Genomic DNA, 10318 nt, shown 5'->3' with positions numbered 1-10318 from the left:
GATCCGGTTGGCAAATTCACTCAATTTTTATCCATCTCAACGTTCCCTGAACGCCCGACGGAATGAATCCATCAGCGGCTTGGTCAGATAGGTAAGGAAGGTTTGAGAACCTGTGTGGATGTAGACTTCGCCCTGCATGCCAGCTTGCAACTTGGCGCGGTTGGCAGCGTTCTTCTCGCTGTCATCAAAGCGCAGACGGGCTACAAAATACTGTTCGCCAGTCTTTTCGTCCTGCTCAGCATCCGCAGACCGATACACAACGCGGCCTGTCAGTGTGTCGTCCAGACGGCGGTCAAAGGCTGTGACCGCAATATCCGCCTCTTGGCCGATGCGAACAAAATCAATATCAGAAGGTTGAACCCGCGCTTCCACCAGCAATGGGGCACCTTCCGGCACAATTTCACCGATCACGTCGCCACTGCCAAAGACACCGCCTTCGGTGGTAACTTTCAAGCTCGTCAAATTGCCGGAGACCGGCGAGCGAACGACCATATCGCGCAACGTAGCGCGCGCGGCTTTACGTTGATCTTCGATCTCGGCAAGCTCGGCAACGATACGAGCATATTCTTTTGACGCAGCATCAGATTTCGCAGCCTTTGTGCGCTCGATCTGAACATCAATCTCTGCCTTCTGTGTGCTGAAGGCAGCGGCATCGAGTTCCATAGCTGCAATATTGCCTTGCAGTTCGGCGATCGATCTTTGACGGTCCCGCAATCGATTGCGGGGTACGTAGCCGGATGATGCGAGCGGCGCGAGACGGCGCACCTCTTCGCGGGTCAATTGAAGAAGCCGCTTTTGCGACTCGATACGCGCACGGTGTCCTGCTTTTTGCTGCACCAACGTCTCCGCCTTGCGCTCCAACGCTGCGATTTCTTTATCGAGCAAATCGCGGCCGGAGTTATAGGCATCTCGCTGGCTGTCCATCAGCGCATCGCGCGGCGGTTCCACACCAGCGGTCGTGAGCTGGTCAAACTTGCCACCAATGAAGGCCGCAATCGCATCGTGAGAGAATGTGTTGGCAACCGATGGCGCTTCTTGGGTGCCCCTCAAAGCCAACGGCTCGATATTGGTCAAAACGTCGGAACCGCTGCGCCCATCAAGCGGATTATTGCCAAGGCGTAGACCACCCAGATCAGGGTTGGCGACAGGATCAAACCCTGTCCCGCCCAACCGCTCGGCCTGCAAGCGCGTTTTCAATGCATTCAGCGAAGCATACCGTGCTTCCAACCGTGAAAGATCAGCTGCTGCTTTCGTTTCATCCAACTCAAGCACAGCCTGTCCTGCTGTGAGATACATGCCTTCACGCACCAAAATGCGTGAAACGCGACCGCCAGTCGAATGTTGAATGAGCTTGTTGCGCCCCTCCGATACAAGCGTGCCGGGCGTGATCACAGCAGATTCAAGATGCGCAAACGAACCCCAGAAAAAGAACACGATCATCGTAAAACCGATCGACCACAGACCAGCGCGCACGATGGGCCGGCTGTCCACCTTCGCGTTCACATTCCATTCGATTTCGCGGGTTTTGCTCTGTGTCATCTAGCCACTCTCCACCCGAACATGCCCCGACGACCGGGGGCGGGCTGCGTTGAGAGATTCAAAAGAGACTTCCGGCTTGGTGTACGGCGATGGGACGGTTTTTGTTGCAGGCGCATCGCGATCATCCTCTCGCCGCGCACGCCACTGCCCTTGGTTTTCCTTAAACGAAACAACCTGGCCCTCATTGAGCGTCAGAACGTAATCAGCCACCTTCAAGATCGAGCGCCGCTGCGACACCACGATGGAGGAAATGCCCTCCGTCTGCGCCTGAGCCAACGAACGAAGCAACGAATCCTCGGCCTTCTGGTCGAGGTGGGCGTTGGGTTCATCGAGAATCAACAGTCTGGGGCTTGCAAAAAACGCCCGCGCCATTGCGAGCTGCTGCTGTTGGCCGCCAGACAATTCATGGAAGCCGGGGCCGACTTCGGTCGCATAAGCCTCAGGCAGTTTCACGATCTGGGCGTGGATATTGGCCTTACGCGCAGCGGTTATTATTTCATCTTCTTCAGGCTCGGCCACATAGCGTGAAATATTCTCGGCAATCGAGCCGGGGAAGAGGCTGGCGTCCTGCGGCACGTAACCGATTGATTCGCCTTTGCGCTCATCGGGCCACAGCGCCAACTCAAACCCGTCCAAACGCACGGAGCCGGATGTCGGGTGCAGCGCACCAGCCATTAGTTTTGCAAGCGTTGTTTTGCCAGCGCCCGTCGGACCAATGATGGCCAGCACATGACCGGATTGCAGTTTAAAGCTGACGTTTTTCAGGATCGGCAAAGTCCGCGAGCCGGACTGCACTTCGTATGTGACGTTCTCAAACTCGACATCACCTGTAGTCAACTGAGGCACCACCGCCGACTTTTGCTCAGTCTGGCTCGCGATAAATTCATGCAATGTCTTATAAGACGCCCGCGCATGGGTGATACGGTCCCAAGCGCCGATCACTTGCTCCACCGGCACAAAAGCACGACTGGAAATCAGTGAGGCTGCGAAGATCACGCCACCTGACAAATCCCCAGCCAGAACCAGATGAGCGCCCCAAGCCATGATGATGATCTGCAAGCCCTGACGCACGGTGCGCGACAGCCCGAAAAAGAACGCCTGCACCTTTGAGGATTGATCGGCAAAGCTCATAGCCGAATCCATCTTGCCGCCCCATCGCTGCAGGAACGCCGGGAACAGGCCCATCGCGCGAATGTCTTCTGCCCGCGTCACCAGCGCCTGCGAGAAGCCCACAGCGTCCGAATTGCTACGCGTTGCTTCTTCCGTATCAGACAGGCTGAGCGAACGATTGGCCCATGCCAAACCGGCCAGCATCAATATACCGATGAGCGTGATGACACCCAATTGAATGTGCAGCATGAACAGCAGTGCGAGAAAGACCGGCGTAAAAGGCAGATCGAACAGGCCAATCATGGCGCGGCTCGATAGGAAGGTCCGCAGCGAGTAGAAATCACGCATAATCTGGGATTTACGGCCCGTGGATTCGCTCGCATGGATCAACCCACTAAACAGCTTTCCCGCAGTGTCGGTGACAAACTTTGCTGACATGCGTTGTGCCACCATCGAACGCACAGCCTCGGTCACGCCCAACAGCATCAACGCCGCCAACGCAATCAAGGTGATATAGAGCAGGGTTTCGGTGCTGCGCGATACCAAGACACGATCGTAAATCGCGATCATGTGCAGCGGCATAGCCAGCAGCAACACGTTGGCGGCAACAGAGAACACAAACAGCCATTTGAAGTTACCCAAAAGGCCGCTGCTCAAGGATGTTCCGGAGGACTTTTTCACAAAAACTCGGACTCACGCGACAAATACATGCGCCCAAGCTAAGGAAATATGGATAACAAAAGGTAAGCGTTTGCTTTTTGGTAAGATTAATCAAACCTTAAGCAGGCTCACGCTCTATTTGAAAAAATTGCTTGATTTCATAGTGTTAGGAATTTTGGCACCAAGGCGCGAAAGTATGCTTGGCGCAAGCTGCAATTGGTCCAGCGGGTCTTGCGAACGAATCAACTCGCCTTTCCCGAAATAGTAGAGCGCAAAATCGGTTTGATCTTCGCCCACGCCACCATGATGCCCCCGATCACTCTGCCCATGATCGGCGGTCACGATCACTTCGTAACCCATATCCAGCCATTTCGGCAAAAACACCGAAAGTTGAGCGTCCATGATCGCGCAGGCATTGTCCATGTGCACATTATCGTGGCCAAATCTGTGCCCCATCGAATCCAGCGTGCACGTGTGAAGCAAGCCGTAGTCGATGGAATGGCGCGCGCACAGCATTGTGAGCGTTCCGAAAAGATCGGTGTCGCTCGGCGTCATTTGGTTGTCGTGCCCGTAGCCGCTCATCGAATGGAACCGCCCGTGATGGATTGGCCCTTCCGGCTCGTCATATTCCAGATCAAACACCGGATCGAACGGATAGCGGTTGAAAAATTCCGACCAATAGGAATGCGCAACAGCGCCGCTCTTTCCACCTACATCTGCAACACAGGAGAAGATATCCGGCTGCTCCAACCGAAACCGCACATCGTTGAGCAAAATACCGTGCTCCTGCGGCGGCACGCCTGTGTGGATGGAGGCATAGCAAGGACCGGACATTGAAGGCAGGCTGGCGCGCATCGATGTCACCTGCGCATCGCCGTTCTTCACCCAGCCCTCAAGATTGCCGAAATAGCGTCGCCAGTTTCGGTACGGCACGCCGTCGAGAATAATCAGCAGCAGTTTCGATTGCATCGCTTATCGCCCCTCAAGCCAACAGACGGTTGGCCAACTCGTCCAGCGCCATTGTGTAACCCTTGATCCCCTGCCCGACGATCACATGGTCGGCGCGGTGAGAAACATAGGAATGATGGCGGAACTCCTCCCGCGCATGAATGTCAGAAATGTGCACTTCGACAACCTTGCCCTCAAAAGCGTTGAGCGCATCGAGGATGGCAATCGATGTGTGGCTATAAGCACCGGGATTGATAACGATACCGTCAAAAACATCCCGCGCCTGCTGGATCCACGTCACCAACTCACCTTCATAATTCGATTGGCGAGCCTCTACAGTCAAACCCAACTGCTTGCCTGCCTCAATGCACATCGCTTCCACATCAGCCAGCGTATCGCGGCCATAAATTTCCGGCTGGCGCAGGCCAAGCATGTTGAGGTTCGGCCCGTTGAGCAGAAGGATGGATGATGGCATGGCATAAGGCTCTCTGTCGGTTTGGCCACGCACCAGCGTGTTAGCCCACGTTCAACGAAACATCATTCGCAAGATGTTTGCGGAACGATGCCAGCAGTTGTGACTGAAGGAAACAGCTCTGCGAGTTTGTCTTTGAACGAAACATTTATTAGTCGCATTTCTTCGCCCACTTTTCCGTAATGCAATGAAATGAAAAGCGGAGCACTGTCTTTCACCGACGCTGCAATCAGGTGCATTTCATAAAAGCCGTCGACCCTCGACATTAGAAACACCGAGGCGTCCAGATATTCCGGGCCGTCTAGGTAGCCCAAGGCACTGCTGATCGTCGCCGGTGCGAGGGAAGTGTTCCAGCTGAAATTAGTGCGAACCACGTCGGTTGGCTTTGTCGCCCCTTTTGAAAGTATCGCGGCGCGAAGGGCGCAGCTTTGCTCGTTCGCAGATGCCGCCAAGGCAGGTGTAGCCGCCAAAACCAAAAATCCCATCAGGACCAAAACATAGCGCATGGAGAACCTCATTCCTACAATTTGGCAAAAACCCTCGCAGAAATCAGTCCTTAAAACCAGCCTGAAGCTGCTGCTGTCACAATAGGGTTTGGCGCCAATATGTCACTTGCGCGAGCCCCTCCAGCCCGTTAAGCCGCGCAATGCTCTTCAACCGGTGAACCCGAAGCCAGTGTCCCTTCAGCCGCGCAATCACACACAAAGCCAAACGGTCGAGATCGAGGTCACGCTTGATTACGTTTTGCCGTCGCCCTGCATGATCTTGATGCAGATCGAAGCGACAAACGACGCTGTGCAAACAGTGTTGGATGCTAAGCTACACATTGAGGGAAGCCCGAAAACATCTGTGATGGCCGCGCATGATGGCATTGGTCTGCGCCGCTGGATCGAAGCATCAAGAGTTTTGGACTGCACTTATCAAGCAAAGGTCGCGGTTGCGCGAAAGGAACCCGACATTGGATCGCTCAAGGCCAACAGCCTCAACGAGATTTCAGGCAACACGACCGCCTATCTATTCCCATCACGGTATTGCCCGCTCGACCCGTTTTTCAGCTTCGTTGAAACCACCTTCGGCAGCGTTCCTTCAGGTGCAATGGTGAACGACATGGCCGGATGGATTGCACAAAATCTAACCTATGACGCCAACGCCACCACACCGACCACAACCGCGCAGGAAACCTTCACGAGCCGCCGCGGCGTTTGCCGAGACTTTTCTCACGTGCTCATCGCTTTTTGCCGCGCAGCTTCAATCCCGGCACGAATAGCAAGCGTTTACGGGCCGGATGTTAACCCACAAGACTTCCACGCCATCGTCGAAGTGTTCCTTGAAGGTCACTGGCATATGGTGGACCCGACAGGCATGGCGCGATCAAACAACACCGTGCGTTTGGGCATCGGCCGCGACGCGACCGACATCGCCTTTCTCACCGGATTTGGCGCCATGCAATTGCGCCATCAAAGCGTTAGCGTTCGCCAGTCCGCCCCAATCCGTGCACCTGAACCAACAAGCTGTTGAACCCGCAGACAAAACAGATAAAGTAGCGCGATGGGGAACCCGGACAATTCATTGGCAAAAGCCTTTTTCGATGAGATGCGTCTCGATCAAGAGCGGGTGCGTGCGCCCTATCAAGACTACAAGTCATGGTTTGACCAGCAAGACCCAACGCGACTGAACAAGAAGTCGAAAGAAGCCGAAGCATTCTTTCGCCGCACCGGCATCACCTTCAATGTCTATGGCAACGCATCCGCGCAAGAACGGTTGATCCCGTTCGATCTCGTGCCGCGCATTATTACTGGCCGCGAATGGAGCCGCCTGTCACGCGGGCTTGAGCAGCGCATACGTGCCATCAACGCCTTCCTGCACGACATCTATCATCGGCAGGAAATTATCCGAGCGGGTCGTGTCCCGATCGAAATCATCGCCAACAACGAAGCATTTCTTCCACAAATGATCGGCGTCAATCCGCCCGGCGGCGTCTACACCCACATCGTTGGCACCGATATCGTTCGAACCGGCGAAGACGAATTTTTCGTGCTGGAAGATAATGCCCGAACGCCCTCCGGCGTTTCCTATATGCTGGAAAACCGCGAAACGATGCTGCAGATGTTCCCCGAACTCTTCACGTCAAATCGCGTTCGGCCCGTCAGCAATTATCCCAAGAATTTGCGTCGCTCGCTCGCTGCCTGTGCGCCGGATGGGTGCAGCGGGAAACCCTGCGTGGCCGTGCTCACCCCTGGCATCCACAATTCCGCCTATTTTGAACACTCATTCCTTGCCGACCAGATGGGCGCAGAATTGGTCGAGGGACATGATCTGAAAGTCGTTGATGGCAAAATCGCTATGCGCACGACCCAGGGCTATCAGGTCATCGACGTGCTCTATCGCCGGGTTGACGACGACTACCTCGACCCGCTGAATTTCAACCCCGATTCCATGCTCGGCGTACCGGGCATTATGGACGTCTATCGCGCCGGCAACATCACCATCGCCAACGCACCCGGCACCGGCATTGCAGACGACAAAGCACTCTATTCTTACATGCCGGAAATAATCGAATTTTACACTGGCGAAACCGCGCTGCTGAAGAACGTTGAGACATGGCGCTGTTCGGATCCAAGCTCGTTGCAGTATGTTTTAGACAATCTTGCAGACTTGGTGGTGAAGGAAGTTCACGGTTCCGGCGGCTACGGAATGTTGGTTGGCCCCGCCGCCTCCAAAAAAGAACTCTATGCTTTCGAGGCCAAACTAAAGGCCAATCCTGCCAACTATATAGCCCAGCCAACGCTGTCGCTTTCCACTGTACCTATCTTCACCAAGAAGGAACTCGCACCCCGCCACGTGGACCTGCGTCCCTTCGTTCTGGTGTCGCCCAACGGCATGGAAATCACGCCCGGCGGACTGACACGTGTAGCGCTGAAATCCGGTTCGCTGGTCGTCAATTCCAGCCAGGGCGGCGGCACGAAAGACACTTGGGTGTTGGACGACTGATGGCGCACGGAGGACAATACAGTGCTGGGTAAAACCGCTGGCGGCATATACTGGATGTTCCGTTCACTGGAGCGCAGCGAGAACACCGCGCGTCTTTTGGAAGCCGGGTTCCGCATCGCGCTCACCCGCTCCAGCGACAGCGTGAGCGAATGGAAATCCGTCGTCACCACAGCCGGTGTGCGCCGCGCCTTTGATGCGAAACATGATGCATACACGGCTGCCAATGTAACGGACTTCCTGCTGCGCGATGCCAGTAACCCATCAAGCGTGATAACGGCGATTGAAAACGCCCGCACCAATGCCCGCATGGTGCGCATCGCCATCACCACCGAGTTGTGGGAAGCCGTCAACGAAACCTGGATGACGCTAAAAGACGGGCTGAAGCGCCCCGTTCGCGAGACCGACCTTCCCGCTATTTTGGGCACCATACGCCGCCAGAACGCGCTCGTTCGTGGCGCGCTTCATGGCACGATGCTGCGCAACGATATCTACGATTTTGCACAAGTCGGCACGGCGCTGGAACGCTTTGACAACACAGCACGGATTCTCGATGTGAAATATTACACCCTGCTACCATCAGCCAGTTTCGTCGGCTCATCGCTCGACAATGTGCAATGGGACATGATCCTGCGTGCCGTATCCGCCCACCGCGCGTTCCACTGGATCAACGAACAGGAGATGACCCCCGGATCGGTGGCGCAATTCCTCATTCTTGACCGACGCTTCCCCCGCTCGCTCGCCTTCTGCGCCACAAACCTGAAGAGCAACCTTGATTATCTGGAAAAAGACTACGGTTCCCGCCTACCGTGTCACGATATGGCTGACAGTCTGAGCGAACAGTTGCGAGACAAGGAAATTGGCTCAATCATCAACACCGGACTTCACGAGAGCATTGGCAATTTCATCCGCGAGAACAACGCCATCGGGGCGCAGATCGAGCGTGACTACAGGTTCGTTGGTTAGATCCATGCAACTCATCATCAGCCACACTACAACATATACGTACGAATCGCCCATCACCTCTGCGCTCCAGCAGGTGCGTTTGACGCCGAGAGATACCCCGCAACAAAAGGTCCTTGATTGGGCAATCACGGTTGAAAACGGCGCAGCGCAACTCGAATTTTCCGATCACCACGACAACTTCACCAAGCTTGTCAGTGCCGAACAGGGCGCCAGCGAAATTCGCATCACAGCATCTGGCACCGTGGAAACAAACGACACCGCTGGCGTGCTGGGCAAGGTCTACGGCACGGCACCTTTATGGCTCTACAAACACACGACCCCACGTACAGACCCTGGCAAAAATATCCGCCGTCTCGCCAAAAGCGTTGATACGAGCGGCGAGACGCTTTCGAGCCTGCACGCCTTGTCCGCCGAAATCCTCTCTCTCGTTCCTTATGAGACAGGCAAAACCTTCTCAGGCACCACCGCAGAATTCGCACTCGCAAACGGCCACGGCGTTTGTCAGGATCACGCGCAAATTTTCGTCGCCGCCTGCCGCTATGCAGGTCTACCAGCGCGTTATGTCAGCGGCTATCTGATGATGAACGACCGCGTTGACCAAGACGCCAGTCACGCATGGGCCGAGGCGTGGCTCGATGATCTTGGCTGGGTTGGCTTCGATGTTTCCAATGGCATCGCGCCGGATGAGCGTTATGTCCGACTGGCCTGTGGTTTGGATTCCAAAGACGCAGGCCCGATTTCGGGCATAAGACGCGGTGCAGGAAGTGAATCCATGATTGTATCCCTGCAAGTCCAGCAGTAGAAAGCATCTCGCATCGCACTACGCGGTGGGAATCACCTTTCAGGATTTTCAAATGACCTACTGCGTCGGCCTTCGCCTCAAAAGCGGTCTTGTCTTCATGTCTGACACACGCACTAATGCTGGCGTCGACAATTTCTCAAAAACCAAAAAGATGTTCACCTGGGAAGTTCCCGGCGAGCGCGTGATCACCATCATGACGGCAGGCAATCTGGCCACCACCCAGTCGCTCATCAGTCTTATCGAAGAACGCTCCAAAATCGCCAGCGACCGCAGCGCCACGATCCTTCACGAACACTCCATGTTCCAAGTCGCCCGCCTCGTCGGCGATACGCTCAAAGAAGTCATCCGCGAGAGCAACAGCAATGACGGTATGAAGGGCGCATCAAAGTTCAAAGCGACGGTGATCCTTGGCGGTCAGATAAAGGGCAGCGACCCGACGCTTTTCCTCATCTACCCAGAAGGCAATTTCGTCGAAGTGACGACGGAAAACCCTTTCTTCCAGATCGGCGAATTGAAATATGGCCGCCCCATTTTGGTGCGCGCCTTCGACGAGAGCCTCGATTTCGACGAAGCCGTCAAACTCCTGCTGATCTCCTTCGATTCCACCCTGAAGGCCAATCTGTCGGTCGGCATGCCGTTTGATCTTCAAACCTACGAAAAGGACACGTTCAAAGTCCGAAGCGAGGTGCGTATCGAAGAAGATGATGCCGCTTACGCAGAGATTTCAAATTCGTGGGGCGAAGCGCTGCGCAGCGCGTTCAAAGAGTTGCCAAGCTATAAATAGGGCGCAGACACACCACCCATGTCGCAAACACTTCTTTGTCGTTTTGCTG

General features: G+C 55.2%; 10 protein-coding genes. 5 read left to right on the top strand and 5 right to left on the bottom strand.

The features are described from left to right. Positions 1-36: 36 nt before the first annotated feature. The 5 genes from ACFQ14_RS00640 to ACFQ14_RS00620 form a co-directional block, all read right to left on the bottom strand. Positions 37-1539 (bottom strand): HlyD family type I secretion periplasmic adaptor subunit, encoded by a 1503-nt coding sequence (locus tag ACFQ14_RS00640; protein ID WP_377210764.1) that lies wholly within the window; start codon positions 1537-1539, stop codon positions 37-39. Beyond that, the gene (locus ACFQ14_RS00635) at positions 1540-3306 is read right to left on the bottom strand and encodes a type I secretion system permease/ATPase (RefSeq protein WP_377210763.1); all 1767 of its coding nucleotides are present in this window, start codon (positions 3304-3306) and stop codon (positions 1540-1542) included. Positions 3307-3444: 138 nt separating this feature from the next. After that, positions 3445-4278 carry an alkaline phosphatase family protein gene (locus tag ACFQ14_RS00630; protein ID WP_377210762.1) on the bottom strand — a complete coding sequence of 278 codons (834 nt, stop codon included), beginning with the start codon at positions 4276-4278 and terminating at the stop codon, positions 3445-3447. A 13-nt stretch (positions 4279-4291) separates the two neighbouring features. Then, positions 4292-4732 carry a type II 3-dehydroquinate dehydratase gene (gene aroQ / locus ACFQ14_RS00625; protein WP_377210761.1) on the bottom strand — a complete coding sequence of 147 codons (441 nt, stop codon included), beginning with the start codon at positions 4730-4732 and terminating at the stop codon, positions 4292-4294. A 62-nt stretch (positions 4733-4794) separates the two neighbouring features. After that, a complete protein-coding gene (locus ACFQ14_RS00620; protein WP_377210760.1) occupies positions 4795-5235 on the bottom strand; it encodes a hypothetical protein in 441 nt (146 codons plus the stop codon). A 106-nt stretch (positions 5236-5341) separates the two neighbouring features. On the opposite strand from ACFQ14_RS00620, the gene ACFQ14_RS00615 reads away from it, so the two are divergent. The 5 genes from ACFQ14_RS00615 to ACFQ14_RS00595 all read left to right on the top strand — a co-directional run bounded on the left by ACFQ14_RS00615 (position 5342) and on the right by ACFQ14_RS00595 (position 10269). Further along, complete coding sequence (locus ACFQ14_RS00615) at positions 5342-6247, top strand: transglutaminase-like domain-containing protein (RefSeq protein WP_377210759.1); 906 nt, start codon at positions 5342-5344, stop codon at positions 6245-6247. A gap of 75 nt (positions 6248-6322) precedes the next feature. Next, positions 6323-7720, top strand: coding sequence for a circularly permuted type 2 ATP-grasp protein (locus ACFQ14_RS00610; protein WP_377211322.1), 1398 nt, complete (start codon positions 6323-6325; stop codon positions 7718-7720). 21 nt (positions 7721-7741) lie between these two features. Then, positions 7742-8683, top strand: a complete 942-nt coding sequence (locus tag ACFQ14_RS00605) for an alpha-E domain-containing protein (RefSeq protein WP_377210758.1) — start codon at positions 7742-7744, stop codon at positions 8681-8683. A 4-nt stretch (positions 8684-8687) separates the two neighbouring features. Continuing rightward, the gene (locus tag ACFQ14_RS00600; protein WP_377210757.1) at positions 8688-9485 is read left to right on the top strand and encodes a transglutaminase family protein; all 798 of its coding nucleotides are present in this window, start codon (positions 8688-8690) and stop codon (positions 9483-9485) included. A gap of 52 nt (positions 9486-9537) precedes the next feature. Further along, the gene (locus ACFQ14_RS00595; protein WP_377210756.1) at positions 9538-10269 is read left to right on the top strand and encodes a peptidase; all 732 of its coding nucleotides are present in this window, start codon (positions 9538-9540) and stop codon (positions 10267-10269) included. The last annotated feature ends 49 nt before the right edge of the window (positions 10270-10318 follow it).

Origin of the sequence: Pseudahrensia aquimaris (genome assembly GCF_042676045.1) — a bacterium.
Taxonomy (GTDB): domain Bacteria; phylum Pseudomonadota; class Alphaproteobacteria; order Rhizobiales; family Rhizobiaceae; genus Pseudahrensia; species Pseudahrensia aquimaris.
Note: the sequence above shows the minus strand (reverse complement) of the source record. Positions and strands in the feature narration are given on the sequence as shown.

Excerpts from the sequence above, each read along its gene's own strand:
- ACFQ14_RS00630 (WP_377210762.1), bottom strand. The coding sequence starts at position 4,278 with ATGCAATCGAAACTGCTGCTGATTATTCTCGACGGCGTGCCGTACCGA.
- ACFQ14_RS00600 (WP_377210757.1), top strand. The coding sequence starts at position 8,688 with ATGCAACTCATCATCAGCCACACTACAACATATACGTACGAATCGCCC.
- ACFQ14_RS00610 (WP_377211322.1), top strand. The coding sequence starts at position 6,323 with ATGCGTCTCGATCAAGAGCGGGTGCGTGCGCCCTATCAAGACTACAAG.
- ACFQ14_RS00620 (WP_377210760.1), bottom strand. The coding sequence starts at position 5,235 with ATGCGCTATGTTTTGGTCCTGATGGGATTTTTGGTTTTGGCGGCTACA.
- aroQ (WP_377210761.1), bottom strand. The coding sequence starts at position 4,732 with ATGCCATCATCCATCCTTCTGCTCAACGGGCCGAACCTCAACATGCTT.
- ACFQ14_RS00640 (WP_377210764.1), bottom strand. The coding sequence starts at position 1,539 with ATGACACAGAGCAAAACCCGCGAAATCGAATGGAATGTGAACGCGAAG.
- ACFQ14_RS00595 (WP_377210756.1), top strand. The coding sequence starts at position 9,538 with ATGACCTACTGCGTCGGCCTTCGCCTCAAAAGCGGTCTTGTCTTCATG.